Genomic DNA, 16,991 nt, shown 5'->3' with positions numbered 1-16,991 from the left:
TTGCTCAGATAAAAAGTTCAGCGAGACCTGGGGTTGAACATGTCTCTGAAAAAAGCCCGAGGGTTGAGGTAGAGCTTGCGCAGCTTGCGCCACAAAGGACGCTTGGGTTTGATGCCATCCTGCCAGCGAAGCAGACCCGGATACTCCTGCACCGGGTAGCCTGCCTCTTCCTGCAAGCGGATCATCCACTCCCGAAAATCCGGCAGCTCCCCCCCAAGGTCGTTGCAGGGCACCACGGGCCCTTTAAGCGGGCCCCGCTCTGCCTCGGTGCGGGCGAGCATCTGCTCGAGCAACTGATCATTGCCTGCTCGCCGCTTGTGGTAAGGGTGAGTCAGGGGGCGCGGGTGCCACTGGTGCACCAGAAACCGGCCGGCAAACAGATGAGGCAGCGCATAATAGCTGAAATAGCGCCGAAAGCCCTGATAATCCCCCGGATGTTGGGCCTTGATATTGAGGGCATAGTCATCCGGCCTCGGCCCGATGGGGTAATGACGGGTGAGCCTGTCTATCAGCTCCAGATCTTCACCGCCATGGCCGACAAACTGCTCATCAAAGCCCCCCAGCTGCAAAAACCACTCGCGGTTCATCAGCAGACAGCTGCTGGCCAGGGCGATGCCTTCCACCCTGTGGTTTTCACCACGCAAGAAGGACTCCAGGCAGCCCTGAAAATCCCCGTCAAAGCGCTCCGTCTCTTCCTTGGTCAGATAGAGGCAGGGGTACATTTCAAAGGAAAAATTACTTAGATTACGTAACTTTAGAGCCTGGGTGGATAATGTTTCGGCCAGCTTTTTTGATAAAATCAAGTCTATATCTTGAAAAAATATATATCCATCAGAATGCTTTAAGCCCTTCACAATTTTATTTCTAGCTTGTGCTGGCGAAAAGGTTGGTACTATTTTATCACAAGGCTTATGATTTGAAATTATGTCATCTAATGGATGGCTATAAAAGGTAAAGGCTTTAGGTATGGAGGAAAAACATCTATTTTTTCTTACGTTGAGCGAAATTCCATCTGACTCAAATCTAAATGAGTAAGGTATTATGAATTCAATGGCCAGGTTATCACTTTTATTGATGGATGACATTGGCTGTAACCGTTCCTTCGCAGTACCAAGTTATTAATGTCACAATAATTGTATCTTCAACCGAACCAAAATTTAAGCATGGCATAAATTTGAGGGAGTCTTTTGGTTTGATATATTTGCATAAACCGAGCTTTTGTGACTTCATCCACCCTTTTTCTGAAAGAATACGTTCAGATGTGGGTGAAATAGGGTTTTTAATATATGCTACTACTCTATCGCTGATATTTTCAAACTCCATATAGAGACATATCGACTCAGTGAGCTTATATACACTTAAGCTTTTCTCTGGCACACGGTTTAATGTGAAGGTTTGCTCTCTATTTTCCTCCATAATAAAAGGTAGTGACTCCAGCACATTTGGAATGGCACTATGCCCTTTATCATCTATGCTTTCTATAAACGATACAGTTCCCTTCTTATTTAGAAGGGTCGCGTTTTCTGCATACCAACGTACAAATGGAATGTAGTGATGTTGATAATGCAGCTTATCCATTACATTCTGAAAGTATTTTATTGGTGGGATGTAATTACACTCAAGCATTAATTTAGTAGCATCCAAAAACAAATAGTCTTCATTATGCCCCGTATCATTGAGAAACTTGTCATAAACGCGTTTTATATACCTATTGAGATATATCTGAGGATTTATGACAATCGCATTGCTGCCAACTAAGAGTGTGCTTGCTAAAATAGCAGCGTAACCACCACCGGAAGAACCGTAGAATGTAATTCTGCTGTTTTTTATTCCAAGTTCAAGCGCAAGACTAGAAACATAAGAAATGACTTTTATTAAATAGTCACTTCCATTAACACCTAGATACCAAGCCAATTCCAGAGAGTCATTTATCTCAACAGTTCTATCTGGAATTATCACTGAAGTATGAGGTATATAGTCTAGCCATGTCTTTCGTTGAAATACAGGAGGGTGCTTTATACTCCTGCTAATTGCTCCGTTAAGAAAAACAAGAAGACGATCGCTATCTTTAACATTTATATAGGCGAGATCTTCATTTTTATTTTTATCATTTCCAATATATCCAGAGTATCCAGGTACAAGCTGAGACATTAAACACCCGCTCAAGTAATAGTTACTATTGAAGATACTATACACTCATTAAGAGTTGATTATTTTTATTTCTCTTTTGGATGTGTCATTACCATTTTTAGCAAAACATATTATTTTATTTTCACCATCCATCAATGGGACGGTGAACTTCATATCACTGCCATACCACTGTGTTCTTACTCGTACATTATTTACCATGTGATAGAAAGCAACCTTAGTAATTGGGCTCTTATGAACTGAAATGTCAACCACTATATTGATAGAGTCTACACTCATGCTAACTTTTTCGATAATGTCAGCTGGGTTGTGGAGATCTGAATTATTGGTAGATGCTGACATGCTGTACATCTCAGATATAGGAATAATACCTAACACGATATCGTGGTAGCTAATTATTTTTAAACACATTAGGTGGTAGTATTGTTTATTTTTATTTAAACTAAGCTTTAATATTTTTCCCTTTAAGAAAGAGTAGTCACTATCACTTAAAATATTCTCGCTCTTTAACTTTGTTAGTGAAAACATAGCACCATGAAATAATCCATCATCAAGTTTTAACTTTGATTGATTTATATTTCTAATTCTTTTTGAATTTTTTTCTTTCATCACAGTAATATGTGAATCATGCCACTCGGATTTTTTGTTATTTATTTCTATATTGAAACTAGTATCTAAATGTGACAGGTCGAAGTATTCTTTTTTGCTCTTTGCATATGGAAAGAAAGAATCATATGGAAGCTGTACTAATATAGGTTCGAGTTTTTTTGTAAAATCATAAATGAGTTTTCCTGAACGACGCTCATCCTCACTTAGGCATTGAGATGCAAAATATAAGGATCTAGACATTAACGGATGATAAGTCGTTGATTCATGATAACTCCGGAGAAAACTAAAACCGAAATGAACACGATTTCTAAATTTTAGATACAATATGTTTATAGCGTTATCGATATCTAGTTGAACTATATCAGTACATTCCTTTTTATAAAAATCAATAGCTTCATCTAGTGTTTCCTTGTCGAAGTAGCTCAGGCTATCTTTACAATATTCATTTATAGCTTTTTCCACTAAGTCAGATATTGAATCACCTTTTTTGTATAGTGATCTAAGCCATTCAACTTTTGCTGTTGAGGTAACAGCTTCGCCACACCCTCCAGACAAATAAATTCTGTTACCATTACCTCTGGCCGAAAAACTCGGAATCGCTGGGCGAAGATATTCACCCATAAAGAAACTCCGATATAAATCTAGTGCGTCAGATTGTGAAATGTCATAAACATCATTGCTGTAACTATTTATAAAACTAAGAGAAAACTTATGGGCGATAAGGCAAGCAATATCTAGATCTCTACTACCAGGCACATCTTTGGCATGTATTCTTATTTTATCCCGCTCAGAGGTGGTTGTTTCAGATAATAATGCAGCAAGAACCATTCTACTATCTTTCCCACCACTCAAGTCACAGCATATCTCTTTCTCGCCATTATTATTTATAATATTTCTTATATTTTGTTTTACTTCTATAACGCCTTTTTCAAGAAGATCTTCATAGTTGTTGCTTATTTCTTCTTTAAGGTTTCCACTATTAACACTAAATTTATTATTACTAATGGTAACTGACTCGTTAATATTTAATCGTCTAAAACTCTCAAAGGGCATCTCATTGCTTAGTGGTTGCTGCAAAAACATAAATGAATTATATCTTAAGCTTGACTTATATCGTTCATTTATCAATGTGTTTTTTGATAGCCTTCTTATTATGTCAGCAGAAATAGATAGATTGTTAGAAACAAATGAAAAGGCCGGGCTTTCAAAAATATAAAGAATACCAAGGCCAAAGAAATCACTAAATATTTCTACCTCAGTGTCTTTAACTTGAAGGGTGGTAAACTCCCCAGTATCATTTTTTTTTGGTTGATCGGTTTTTATATTGGTGGATAAGCAATACCCTGAAGTTATACTATTATTTTCTACTGGTTGGCTGGATATTATTAGTGTGCTTTCTGAGAAATCTATAATGTTAAATAAATTAAACTCTACTTTTACTCTTGAAAGAAGATCGCTATTTCCTGTGATTACAAAAAAATTGTTTTGTTTTTTATCTAATAAGCAAGGTTTCTTATTCATATTCTTAACTTAAAGGTTAGTTTCGTAGATTAACATTGGAATGTTTTTAGCTCACATGAAATAATATTATTTTTGGAGCTCTTCATTTGAGTCATTAGAGACGCATTGTAACTCATCTCATGGAATAAGGATGGGTTATGGTATAGGGAATATATTCCTTTTACAATTTCGCTAACTTCTTCACTCTTATCTGCGAAGCTACAGGAGTCATCAATGAATTCCGGTACTGCGCCAGCTTTATTTGTTAGAGGAATTAATCCCGATGACATAGCTTCATCTCGTGACACACCCTGAGTATCCATTCGAGTTGGGCACATAAATAGCCCATATTGCTGATGCAATGCCTTGATCTCTTTGTGATTGACAAAGCGTCGCTCAATAATGACATTGCTAAGACCCATAACTGGAGCAAGGGTCTCATCGAAAAGTGGGCCATCACCAATGATTCTAAATTCTAGTTCGTTAAAGAACGGGTACTTTTGTAACTCAAGAATGGCTTTGACCATCAAGTCGTTGGCATACACACGAGAGGCATAGGGACGAATAGAAAGGATCTTCTTGCGTTGCTCGATATCCTTCTTTTTATATTCAAAGAACTCGGTATCGATTGGATTATGAATAATTGCATATTGCTCTGTTGGAATCTGGATCGCCAAATCTGCCATGGCAGTTTCGGCAAGATAACGAGAAACAAAGACAATTCTTAGATTGGAATGCATTGGTGAGAGCATTTCACGCCACAATCCCAACCTGTCGTCACTTAGCGCTTTGGCACGAGCGTGTTGCTCTGGAGTATCATACAAGAAGGCTCGACGTTCGTACGATTGGATATCTGCACCATGGGTCCATACGGTGACCTTGATATTATCCAAATATGGCTTGATAACATCCCAAATTCCTCGGTCAATAAAATGAATAACCAAGTGTTGATAGTGACCATGTTTAAGCTGCACTTCCAGTGCTTCTGCACCACCCGTCGTTACATCAATATCTTCAAATTCATGGTAAGAAAGGGGCTGATCAGGTTTGAAACGGAATACATCGCAAGCCGTGCCTGCTTCTTTATAAGCCTTGACCCTGCTATGTACAAACGCATTTTTATACAAATCATGATAGCTGGGGTAGTTGTTGGTGATCAGAAGATACGGTTTGTTGGCCAACTGCTGACTTGGCGTATTGGGTTTGCAATCCAACACCAAAGAAGACACTGATGCTGATCCCGCTGCATAGATACGCAATCCAAATTTGATCGAGATGGTACCTGCTGGCAAATCAATAATAACATTTCGGTTTGCTGGTTTTACAACATGGGACAATCGCTCTTTATCTTTGTCCATAAAGAACAGGACAAACTGGAGGTTCAGACCTGGTGTCGTTTCAAGATGAAGTTTTAACTTTCCATTTTGTACATTCAGCTCATTGAGAGAGTGTTCTCTCTTGGCGTACCAGTACTCATGCTTGCCATCCGCCAGAGTTGAGGTAAATGTCAGCAGACCATTTTCCATCAATGCAGAAACCTGGGTATTCTTGGGGGGGGTGAGCAGCTCCTGAATATCTTCGGCAGAAAAAGTGGGTAAGTTGGTTATATCAATGTCAAGTGGTTTCGTTTGTTCTGCAATAGTATTCAGTTCGGTCAGGCTATAGCCACTAGCCAGCATACCCGTACTGAACTCTTCATAATTATCAGCGCTATCTGCACCATTCATGCAATAGTTGAACTCATCGACAGAGAATACATCATCACTGGTATATTGATAGGTATAGAGTGTGGTAATCCATTCGCGCAGATTGCAGTCTGGCAGCACGGCACCTGAGGCGATACCACTGCGAGCAGCAATGCTGTCAATATGCTGGTATATCTTATCTGGTCGGTTAATCTCTAAACTACCGGCCGCTATCTTATAAAATGCCCCTTTACCAATGACTTTGGCATCTGTATAGCGAGTAGCTATCACCAGATCTGTTAAATAATGTGGGCCATAATAATCTTCAGCTACCATGACAGATAGCCATTTACCCATACAAATAGTTTTTAATCTGCTCTCTTCAGCTTGGCTGGCATTAACCAAGGTTATATTTTCTTCGACCTCAAGTCCTGAGGGGTCAAGGCCATTGGTTGTTACAATAGTCAGCGCTTTATTTGCATATTGCTGGCGAGAGAAGTGTTGGATCAGTGTGACGCATTCTTCTATAGTTCTTGCATAAGCCGTTACAGTAACATCTGGCAGCAGAGATTGTGGCGCACTATTACTGACTTTGGAGTAGATATAAGCCAATCTATCTTGATAGGTATGCTCTGTCATTATCTTACGCAGGGCTTGTAGACGTAACAGTTTTACCTTGAGTGGGTTGCCTGCTATTTTGTTGAGTCGCCCTACTAATTCTCTACCCGAATCACTGGTGAAGACCAGATCACCAAACATAGCTCGTACACCGCGAGAAAAATTACTAACGGTAATTGTATTGGAGGCAAGTAGCTCGAATACCCGTCGAGCAAACATAGACTGGGACTGCTTTATAGAGTTAAGATTTATTGAGTAGTAATATCCCTTATAAGCTCGATCAATTTCGCTATAAGGTAGTGTACCGACAATAAAGGGCTGATATTCAACGGGGAACTGATAGTTAGGATCGTCTTTCCCGAAGTTTCTGTCATAAATTTCAACTCGTTTGAAATCAGGCAGACTTAACAAAAAATCGCCCAGATCACGAGTTCTTTCTGGATATTTTACGTAATAAGCTCCAGCAAAACAGAATGCGTCTTTTCGATCATACTTCTCGATGGGGTTGTTGACCTTTGGCTGCGCAGCAAATGGCAAGAAGTATATTCTGTCATGACCTAATGCCGATTTGTATCGGCTGATGCAGTCAATATCAGTGGTAAAGACATAATCGAAAAGCTTGGCTGTATTTAGGAAGGTTTCAAAATGAACGGGATCCTCTTTGTTCCAAAAAACAGTGGGGACCTTATTACTACGGCACCACTCAACAATGCTGACCACCTCTTGGCTCATATGACCAACTCTGCCACCCCACAAGTCATTTTTGCCACGCCATGCGGACTCAATGATCAGTAACTCAGGTTGGAATGTTGCCAGCTCCTGCGCCCAGTGCTGGGGGGTCAGCTGTAGAAGATTACACTCAGGATTATATGACAGGAAGGTAAACTCATCCATGATACTGGCGACTTTCAAGCTTCTTAATGCTTTTGCAAGTCCATCCTTGGTGTCAATCACCAGAGATTCAATCGCTCTCTCCAGATGAAGTATCTCTGTCCTATTGGCGATCCCAAGCACCTCAGTAGGCTGATAGGAGAGCAGTGCTTGAGTTGACTCTGTCATGCGCCTTGCTGCGGCTAGACGCCTTATTTGCCAAAGCTTCATCGGCAGGGTTATAAAGTTTTTCCAACTCTTGGTTGAAAAAATAAGTGTATGACCTAGCTGATAAGAGAGGGTGTTTTTTAACTTGGCAGATTTTAATTTATGTTGTGAAAGCTCAGCCTCTTTTTTAAAGATCTCTTGTCGCATGTCATGCAAAGCTAAGCGAGCCCGCAGAAAATCCATCTTCAGATTATCTTGTTCAGATTGCAAAGATTGAGTCACTGCTTGATTAACTGATAAAAAGCTATCTTTATCATTCAGGGCTGACTGTAAATGAGCAAGCTCATTGTGTAATACGGCAAGGTTTTTTTCATGCAGCTTACTTGAGTCTAGAACAGACTGATATTCACTCTCTATATGGGATATTTTTTCTTTATAGTTCATGTTTTGCTGAGTCACATTCCTATATTTGACTCTAGCATTACGAAGCTCATTTTCAATCTTTTTTATTTCTTCAGTGAGTGACTCTTTTTCTTTTTCATATATAGAGGTCTTGGCCTCTAATTCTTTTAATAACTCTGTTTTGGTTGTAACTTGGGTGCGTTTTTTTTCAGCTCGATTATTTCGTTGCTTTTTCATATTTATTTTTTTCGCACGGGCCATGATAAATATCATGGCCCGTAATTGATGGAATATTAGATGGCGTTAACGAAGTCAAATAGCTGGCTGTTAGCAATATCGCTACGATTCAGACCAAGGAATTGCTTGTGCTTGACAAGAATAACAATCACATCTGCTTGTTGCAGAGCATCTGACAGGGAGGCCAGTTTGACGTTATTGCGATTTTCCAGCGCAGCCGGCAGCGCTTCGATATTGGGTTCAACCGCCAGAATCTGATAGGCAGGGTTGTTGGCCAGGGTCTTGGTGATATCCAGTGCCGGGCTTTCACGCAGATCGTCGATATCCGGTTTGAAGGCCAGACCCAGACAGGCAATTTTCGGGTTAACCAGACCGGCAACCGCTTGCTCAACCTGTTCCACTACATAGTGCGGCTTGTAGTCGTTGACCAGGCGCGCCTGATGGATGATTTTTGCGGTGTCAGGATTCTGATTGACGATGAACCAGGGATCGACCGCGATGCAGTGGCCGCCCACGCCGCAACCCGGTTGCAGGATATTGACCCGCGGGTGACGGTTGGCAAGAGAGATCAGCTCCCACACATTGATCCCCTGCTTATCGCAGATCAGCGACAGCTCGTTGGCAAAGGCGATATTGACGTCGCGGAAGGCGTTTTCGGTCAGCTTGCTCATCTCGGCGGTGCGCGCTTCGGTGGCGATGCACTCACCCTTCTTGACGAACATCTTGTAGACCTGGGTGGCTGCCGCTGTACTGGCTTTGTCCATGCCACCGATGATGCGATCGTTTTCTACCAGCTCGCGGATCACCTGCCCCGGCAGTACGCGCTCAGGGCAGTGCGCCACAAAGATATCAGGGGTCTGGCCTTCTGCCACAGTGTGGGGGAAGGTCAGATCGCTGCGCTCTTCGGCCAGCCATTTGGCCATCTGTTCGGTGGCGCCGACCGGTGAAGTGGACTCCAGTACCACCAGATTGCCTTTCTCCAGCATGGGAGCCAGGGCACGGGAGGCGCTCTCGATGTATTTCAGGTCCGGCTCGTGCTCTTCACCCTTGAACGGGGTCGGCACGGCGATCAAGAAGGCATCCGCTTTCTGCGGGCTGGTATGGGCACTCAGATGGCCATTTTGTACCGCTTGCTTGACCAGATCTTCCAGGCCTGGCTCGACGATATGGATCTTGCCCTGGTTGATGGTATCGACCGCATGCTGGTTGACATCGACCCCGATGACGCGAATGCCGTTGCTGGCGATGACTGCTGCTGTTGGCAAACCGATATAACCCAGACCAACGACGGAGATGGTTTCAAATTTCATTATTGTGTGCTCTCGATAGTAAAACAGGGGGCAAGAAAGCCCCCAAGGACAGGTATGTAATCTGTAAATCAGGCTACTTGCAGGCTGCTGTCGATCTGTTGACCCAGGGCGCCGCTTAGGCCGATCACCGCCTCAACGATGCGTTGACTGGTTCTGCCATCCCCGTAGGGGTTGTTGGCGTGGCTCATCACCTGATAGGCCAGCTCGTCATCCAGCAGACGAACAGTTTCCGCGACAATGGTTTCATCACAGGTGCCCACCAGACGTACCGTGCCTGCTTTGACCGCTGCCGGGCGCTCAGTGGTATCGCGCATGCACAGTACCGGTTTGCCCAGGGTGGGGGCCTCTTCCTGAATACCGCCCGAATCGGTCAGGATCAGGTAGCTCTGCTTCATCAGGTAGACGAACGGCAGGTAGTCTTGCGGCTCGATCAGATGCACGTTGTCGAGCCCCTTGAGGTTGCGGTTGACCGGCTCTTGTACATTGGGGTTGAGATGCACGGGATAAACGATTTGCACATCGTCCCGTTTGGCCAGTACGGCGAGAGCCTTGCAGATGCGCTCAAAGCCATCGCCGTGGTTCTCGCGGCGATGGCCGGTGACCAGGATCAGCTTCTTGCTCTGGTCCAGGAAGGGGAAACGGGCAGCCAGCTCAGCCTTCATGCCGACGTTTTTATCAATGCGGTGGGAAACCTCAATCAGGGCATCGATCACCGAGTTGCCGGTGACGAAGATGGTCTCAGGAGTGATGTTCTCCATGATGAGGTTTTTCAGCGAGCTGATCGTCGGGGTGTAGTGTTGATCGGCGATGCCGCCGGTCAGACGGCGCATACCCTCTTCCGGCCAGGGAGAGTAGATGTTGCCGGTGCGCAGTCCCGCCTCCACATGGCCTACTGCAATACGGTGATAGTAGGCAGCCAGTGTCGCCGCGAACGAGGTGGCGGTATCGCCGTGCACCAGGATGCGATCCGGTTTGAACTCTGCAAAGACGGGTTTGAGCCCCTGCAAGATGGCAGTGGTCACGTCGGTCAGATCCTGGCCCGGTTTCATGATGTTGAGATCGTATTCTGGTTCGATCTCGAACAGGTTCAGTACCTGATCCAGCATTTCCCGGTGTTGCCCGGTGACACAAACTCTGACGTCAACCTTGCGATTGGCCTGAAAGGCCTTGACGATAGGCGCCATCTTGATCGCTTCCGGTCTGGTACCAAATACAATCAATACCCGCTGCGCTTTCATCGGCATATTATTCACTCCCGTGTGAGTTAATTGATTTTATGCAATGTCCTAACGTAACTTAATAAAGGCTGAGTTCACTGTTGAGTTGGTTCAGCCGGTGTTGCCAGGTGTGTTGGGCAAGCACTATCTCCTTGGCTTGCTCACCCAATGCGTTTCTTTGTTGAACATTTTTTTGTAATTGCACACACCATTCTCTTGCTTCAGTGCCATTCGATATTGAAATGACACTTTCATCAAAAATATTGGCCATGGCTAGCGAGGGTGTGCTGATAATTGGGCAGCCGGCAGCGGCAAGCTCAAATACCCGTCGCGAGAGCATGGTCGTCGACTGACTGATGGTATTGAAATTGAGATAAATCTGATATTGCCGATATGCCTTGGCGACCAGCGCTGGTGAGATGGCCGGTTTGCAATATGGCTGCAATTTCTCGGGGTAACTGCAACCACTATTGTGTTGCCAAAATCGGTCAAAGATGATCAGCCCCCGATCTCGCAGGGCATAGAGCACATCCTCCTGAGCACGGCTCCGCTCCGCCAGCTCGTTCCCATAATAGCCCCCTAAAAAGGCGATGCCCGGTCCACGCTCCCCCGCTTCTGCAGGTTGATACCAGCGTGGCTGAGCGGCAAACATCAAGACTCCGACATGTTGGAAAGCCTGATGGGGCAGGGCACGATATCGTTCCAGTGAGCCAATGTCGGTGGTATAGACGACATCGAACAGCGCAGCGGCATCGGCAAAGCGCTCGAAATGAAATGGGTCTTCCTTGTTCCAGAAGATGGTGGTTATCTTTTGTTTTCGACAATAGTCGAGCAGCTTGCTGAGCTCGGGTTTATTCGGAGAGCTATGGGCATAACTGGCTATTTTCCCTTGCCAACTGTTCTTATAACCACGCCAGGTTGATTCAACAAACAGAAAGTCAGGCTTGAACAATCTGAGCTTCCATCGCCAATCGAGAGGGGTAATCTGCACAAGATCTGCGTCAGGTGCCAAGCTGAAAGTTGTGAACTGATCCGCCACCAATGCAATACGTGGCCTTTTTTTATTATTCAAACGAATTGACTCACAATTTAATTGGCGTGGCCCTCAGGCCACGCCAATTTATTAAAGGAGCACCAGTGCTCGCGCCGAAATGGCGATCTGGTAGAGCACTTCGGTAATATCCTTGGTGATCTGCAGTGACTTGGTATCGACCTGCGGCAGCACGAAGATCTCGTCACCCGGCTTGATGGCAATCTCTTTGTTGTCCAGATCACTCTTCTCGATCTGGCTGAAGGTGCCATCACGGTGCAGCAGCAGGATGCGGGAGTTGCTGGCTTTCTGGGTAAAGCCGCCGGCCAGATTGATGTAATCGGCCACGGTACGCTTGCTGTCCATCAGGATGGCGTTCGGGAACATCACATCCCCGTGTACCATGATGAGGTTGGTCTGGCGCGGGATACGGATGATATCGCCCGGTTCGAGCCGCACGTCTTCCATATTGGTGCCGTTGGCAAGCACCACCTGGCCGTTGGGCTGGATGTCTTTTGCACGCTCCACCCACTGCATCAGAAGCTGAGCTTCGCTGTTGCGCAGCTTGGCCTCACCTTCGGACGAAGAGCGGGCGGTCAGGATGCTGGCTTCCAGCGCCTTGAGCGATGACTGCAGCATCTCTTTTTGACGAACCTTGACCGATTCCCGATAGAGCTGGATGGCACTGAGATCGGCATCCTGGGTCAGTTTCAAGCCGTTGAGGATGTCGCCAAGGCGGGCGCCGTACTTGAGCACATACTCCTGGGCACTGTCGTGTTCCCCTTCCACCCGTACCGCGATGGAGGCGTAACGCTTGTCGGCAATCACCTCCACGGTATCGCCGGAGCTGACCATGTGGCTGCTCATCTGCTGATCATTGATGGGGTAGTAGTCCATGCGGATATCTTCCCCCTGATTGCGGCTGACCCGGATATGGGTGGCATCGGGGTCGGGCCTGGCCATCTGCATCAGCTCGGTCAGGGTGACATGGGGCTTGCTCAGCTCGAACTTGTTGGCATTTGCCACCTTGCCGCGCACAGTGGTCTGATAACGCAGCGGCGCCACCACTATGATGTCGCCATCGCGTAGCTGGGTCGGCAGCAGGGTGCCATTGACCAGAAACTGGTAGAGGTTGTAGTGGCGCAGGGTCTGGCCATTGCGCTTGAGGGCCACATCCAGATAGCTGCCGCGCTCGGGGGAGATGCCACCCGCTTTGTCCAGAAAATAGAGGATGGAATCCCCTGACTGACCGGCAAACAGACCCGGCTGTTTGACAAAGCCGGTCACGAAGATCTTGACCGGCTGACTCACATCCAGCGTGGCATAGACGCTGACATTCTTCTGATAGACGGTAGTGATGGCGCCCAGCAGGGTATCGTTCAGTTGCTCGTTGCGCACTCCGGCAACCTTGATGGGGCCCACTTTGGGCAGGAAGATATTACCCTGGTGATCGACGGTCAGGGGTTGATCAAACTCGACCCCTCCCCACAGTTGCACCTGCAGGCGATCGCCGATGGCGATGCGGTAATCCGGGTTGAAGCCATTGAAGGATTCACGGGCAAACTCACCGCGAAACAGCCAGTTGCCAAACACAGGATCCCGAGTCTGGGTATCCGTGATGACCTTGCGCACCGGAGCCCCTTCCTGGGAGATTTCTAGGGCATAGGCGGGTTGCAACAAGAGGCCCAGACTCAGCGCCAGCAGACTCGGCTTGATATTGAGTGATCTAGTAAAGAAGGTATTCAACGACATACTCCTGTCAGTCCTGATGTTCGCGCAGGGTGGCAAGACCCATCACGACCAGACCGTAGAAAAGGCAAAGCAGAACGCCAATGGTGGCCAGGTTGTAGAGACGGCGTGGATATTCGGCCTCTTCGGCCTGGCTGGGTTGGCTCACTACCAGCAGATGTTTCAATTTGCGATACGCTTCAACGCGGGCCTGTTCCATGCTGACCAGACCGGTCTTGTAGACATCGGCGGCCAGTTGGGCTTGAACCTGAACCGCCTGATAGTCAGCATTGACCTCGTTGAGGGACTGTTTCTCGCTGCCGGTCAGGCGGTTTTTCTCTTGCGCCAGCTGACGGGTGAGGGCATCGACCCTGTCTTTCACCGCTACCACATCAGGGGCATTGGCATTCATGTAGATTTGCAGTCGTTTGAGCTCGGCATTTTGACGTACCAGCTCCGCTTCGAGCTCCGATACCACCCCCATCATGGCCGTACTGGTGGCTTCCGGGCTCATCAGCTGGTGCTGGTTCTGGAAGGCCAGCATCTTTTCTCGCTCACTGAGCAGCCGCTCGTGTGAGCGGGCCACTTCGGTTTCCACGAACTTGAGCTGATCCATAGCCACCTGACGGCTCAGCCGGTTGATGAATCCTTCGCTCTCTTTGAGCATCAACTGAACTGCCTGTTTGGCGTAGTCAGGTTCGAAGGCTTGCAGGCTGACGGTCAGCACTCCGGAGAGCTCATCCAGACTAATGGTGAGGTGGTCACGATAGAAGGCCAGAAACTCCTCACGGCTGGCATCTGCCGGCAGGCGCGAGAACATATCGGCGTTGTCGCTCTGGTAGTGTTTTTTCAGTTGCAGTTCTTTATCCAAGGTGTTGAGCATATCCCAAGACTTGAGGTACTCCTGGATCACCAGTACATCCTGATGATTGCTGCCCCCGAGCCCCAGCATGGAGAGGGCATCTGGCAGCATCTTCAGCTGATCTGCTTGCTTGATGATAAGGCTCGCCTGACTGACATAGCGATCACTGGCAATAGCACCGTAATAGAGAGCTGCCAGACTGAAGCAGACTATCACCCAGAGAAAGCTGCCAAGTTTGATGGCTTTTTTCCATGATGAGTGCGCAACCCTATATCCTTTGGAGTCAATCAGAAATAGTTTTGGGTTTCTTTTTAGCTTTTGAATTTTTTTTTCAAAAAAAACAGGCATTATTTTCTTTATCATTTTATTTTACCGATTCAGATACATTATAGTGTTTGATAAATAGATATAGCCTCTTCAATGTCATCGTACGCATCCAGCCTCCCATCTCTAAGAACAAGACCCATGTCACATTGTTTTCTGATATTTGTAACACTGTGGGAAACCATTATTAATCCAGCCGTCTCTCGTTTTTTATTGAAAATATCAATACATTTTTGCTTAAACCGTGCATCACCAACCGATGTGATCTCATCAGTCAGATAAATATCAAAATCAAAAGCCATGCTAACTGCAAATGAGAACTTTGATTTCATGCCACTAGAATAGCTTCTTATTGGTAGCTCGAAGTGATGGCCTATTTCTGAAAACTCTTTCACCCATTCCTCAACTTCATCTGTATCATAAATTCCATGTATTCTGCAGATGAATCTTGTATTATCACGTCCGGTCATGCTGCCTTGAAAACCACCGCTGAGGGCAAGTGGCCATGATACTCTACATTTCCTTATAACTTTACCTTCACTTGGCATATCCATACCACCCAACAATCTTAGCAGTGTAGATTTGCCAGCTCCATTGGCACCTAGAACACCAATGTTTTTATTTTTAGGCAAGATTATATTTATGTCTTTCAAAACATAATGTCTACCAAACTTTGTCAGGTAGTACTTGGATACGTTGTCAATTATTATCATGATATGGCAATCAATTTCTTATGAGTTAAACGGTAGCAACTCATGGAAAATGTGAGCATGACTATGGTCACACCAATTAGGAATTCCCAGCTAACACTCGGGCTATCAAAACCAGCTATCCATCCGCTGCGTATTAACTCCAAAGCGTGAACTATAGGGTTCCATAAAAAGAAATGCTGATAGTTTTGAGGGATAGCTGCGAGAGGAAAGAACACACAAGATATCCACATTAATGGCCTCATAAGGATAGGTATTAACTTTTCAGCTTCACTTGATAAACTAGCACAGATACAAAAAAGGCTGCCGAGTGAAAATGACAGCAGCATGATCATTAAGTACCCCACTAGCACAGCTAAGGGGTCTGCTGGTAATGCATGAAAACCGAACCAATATAAACCAGGTATTAATATCGATGCGACTAAAATGCCTATAATAATTTCCAAAATAAATCTGGCAAATAAAGTTGAGAAAGGAGTGACTTGTCGGTAGCAAAATAACCCCTTGTTGGCACTAACTGCGGACTGCAGTCTGTTAACTGTGAGTTTAAAAAATAAAAATGGTAGATATCCTGCAGCGATAAAAACAGGCGCTTCGGCACCACCAAAGCCATGCCTTTGCTTTAATCCAAATAGAGCACTAAAAATGGAGATTGTAACTAGTGGATCGAGTATGGCCCATAGATAACCCATACGATACTTGCCAAAACGTGTCTTGAGCTCCCGCATGAGCAGACCGAAGGTGACATCTCTCAGGACTTTCAGAGGAGAACGGTACTGGTTGGATAGAATTGGCTTATTCAATGGTTGGTCTTTTCTTACAAAATGGAGTGGCGTTGTCTGTAGGGCCTCGTATGAGGCGCAATTCTATAATGTTCGTCAGTTGCGAACATAATAGCAGCGTCTGTGCCCGCAACCGCAACATAATGGGATGTTGCATAAATGTTTGTTTTGTGTTTTTATTTCGGTCTAGACATGTTGTTTTTCACCATGGCTACCGCACGGAAATAACATAGTCCCGTTCAAAAACAACATTTTGCTGTATTTTACAAAACATGAGGTAATAGAGGGGCGCCGAACAACAAAGTTGTTCAGAAATTAATCCTGCAAAGCAGGTTGATTATCCCGTGCCCTCTGCGCGTCGACTCGTGACGAGCATCATGCTTTATTTTGTTTGTGCCGCATACTACTGATCAGGTGCGATTGAGTCAATACATAATAGCCAATCATTTCGTATTGAGCATTCTTCTTAACCTGTTGTTTTGTATGTGTTTTTTAATTTAAATCGTAATTTGTGATAGTTGTTTAATGAGTTTTTTTGGATAAAAATCGATTAATTAAGATATTTCTTACATAGGTTTGATGCGTTATAGACCACACTTTTAGTCATGTTTTTAGCCGGCAGAGCGCCAATTTTTAATATCATCACTGATTATTTGGTAATCGATTTTGGGTTGTTTTTTGTTCTGATTTTGAGGGGGAAACACTCTTGATTGCTAGGGAAGGTGCGAATAAGCGGGGAAATTCTTCTCGGCTGACTCAGTCATTTCATTTCTTCATGTTTGAGCCGATTT

At 45.3% G+C, this 16,991-nt stretch carries 11 protein-coding genes; all 11 read right to left on the bottom strand.

Annotation, left to right across the window (positions count from 1 at the left end; translation table 11 throughout):
• Nucleotides 1-17 precede the first annotated feature (17 nt).
• The 11 genes from PG881_RS04895 to PG881_RS04845 all read right to left on the bottom strand — a co-directional run bounded on the left by PG881_RS04895 (nt 18) and on the right by PG881_RS04845 (nt 16,221).
• Nucleotides 18-1,085 carry a galactosyltransferase-related protein gene (locus tag PG881_RS04895; RefSeq protein WP_270798309.1) on the bottom strand — a complete coding sequence of 356 codons (1,068 nt, stop codon included), beginning with the start codon at nt 1,083-1,085 and terminating at the stop codon, nt 18-20.
• Nucleotides 1,069-2,151 (bottom strand): hypothetical protein, encoded by a 1,083-nt coding sequence (locus PG881_RS04890; RefSeq protein WP_144439523.1) that lies wholly within the window; start codon nt 2,149-2,151, stop codon nt 1,069-1,071. The genes PG881_RS04895 and PG881_RS04890 overlap by 17 nt, the downstream gene beginning before the upstream one ends.
• A 48-nt stretch (nt 2,152-2,199) precedes the next feature.
• Nucleotides 2,200-4,278, bottom strand: coding sequence for a hypothetical protein (locus PG881_RS04885; protein WP_144439524.1), 2,079 nt, complete (start codon nt 4,276-4,278; stop codon nt 2,200-2,202).
• A 29-nt stretch (nt 4,279-4,307) separates the two neighbouring features.
• A complete protein-coding gene (locus PG881_RS04880) occupies nt 4,308-8,261 on the bottom strand; it encodes a glycosyltransferase family protein (RefSeq protein ID WP_270798302.1) in 3,954 nt (1,317 codons plus the stop codon).
• 32 nt (nt 8,262-8,293) lie between these two features.
• The gene (gene wecC / locus PG881_RS04875) at nt 8,294-9,547 is read right to left on the bottom strand and encodes a UDP-N-acetyl-D-mannosamine dehydrogenase (protein ID WP_025201863.1); all 1,254 of its coding nucleotides are present in this window, start codon (nt 9,545-9,547) and stop codon (nt 8,294-8,296) included.
• Between the two features lie 68 nt (nt 9,548-9,615).
• The gene (gene wecB / locus PG881_RS04870) at nt 9,616-10,791 is read right to left on the bottom strand and encodes a non-hydrolyzing UDP-N-acetylglucosamine 2-epimerase (RefSeq protein WP_041207250.1); all 1,176 of its coding nucleotides are present in this window, start codon (nt 10,789-10,791) and stop codon (nt 9,616-9,618) included.
• Between the two features lie 52 nt (nt 10,792-10,843).
• The gene (locus PG881_RS04865) at nt 10,844-11,836 is read right to left on the bottom strand and encodes a CgeB family protein (protein WP_270798296.1); all 993 of its coding nucleotides are present in this window, start codon (nt 11,834-11,836) and stop codon (nt 10,844-10,846) included.
• Between the two features lie 51 nt (nt 11,837-11,887).
• Nucleotides 11,888-13,546 carry a polysaccharide biosynthesis/export family protein gene (locus PG881_RS04860; protein WP_041207249.1) on the bottom strand — a complete coding sequence of 553 codons (1,659 nt, stop codon included), beginning with the start codon at nt 13,544-13,546 and terminating at the stop codon, nt 11,888-11,890.
• Between the two features lie 7 nt (nt 13,547-13,553).
• On the bottom strand, nt 13,554-14,747 hold the full coding sequence (locus PG881_RS04855) for a sugar transporter (protein WP_041207248.1): 1,194 nt from the start codon (nt 14,745-14,747) through the stop codon (nt 13,554-13,556).
• A 23-nt stretch (nt 14,748-14,770) separates the two neighbouring features.
• Nucleotides 14,771-15,421, bottom strand: coding sequence for an ABC transporter ATP-binding protein (locus PG881_RS04850; RefSeq protein ID WP_081050860.1), 651 nt, complete (start codon nt 15,419-15,421; stop codon nt 14,771-14,773).
• Nucleotides 15,418-16,221 carry an ABC transporter permease gene (locus PG881_RS04845; protein ID WP_081050861.1) on the bottom strand — a complete coding sequence of 268 codons (804 nt, stop codon included), beginning with the start codon at nt 16,219-16,221 and terminating at the stop codon, nt 15,418-15,420. The genes PG881_RS04850 and PG881_RS04845 overlap by 4 nt, the downstream gene beginning before the upstream one ends.
• Nucleotides 16,222-16,991: the final 770 nt, after the last annotated feature.

Source organism: Aeromonas sp. QDB54, assembly GCF_027707385.1.
GTDB lineage: Bacteria > Pseudomonadota > Gammaproteobacteria > Enterobacterales > Aeromonadaceae > Aeromonas > Aeromonas hydrophila.
Note: the sequence above shows the minus strand (reverse complement) of the source record. Positions and strands in the feature narration are given on the sequence as shown.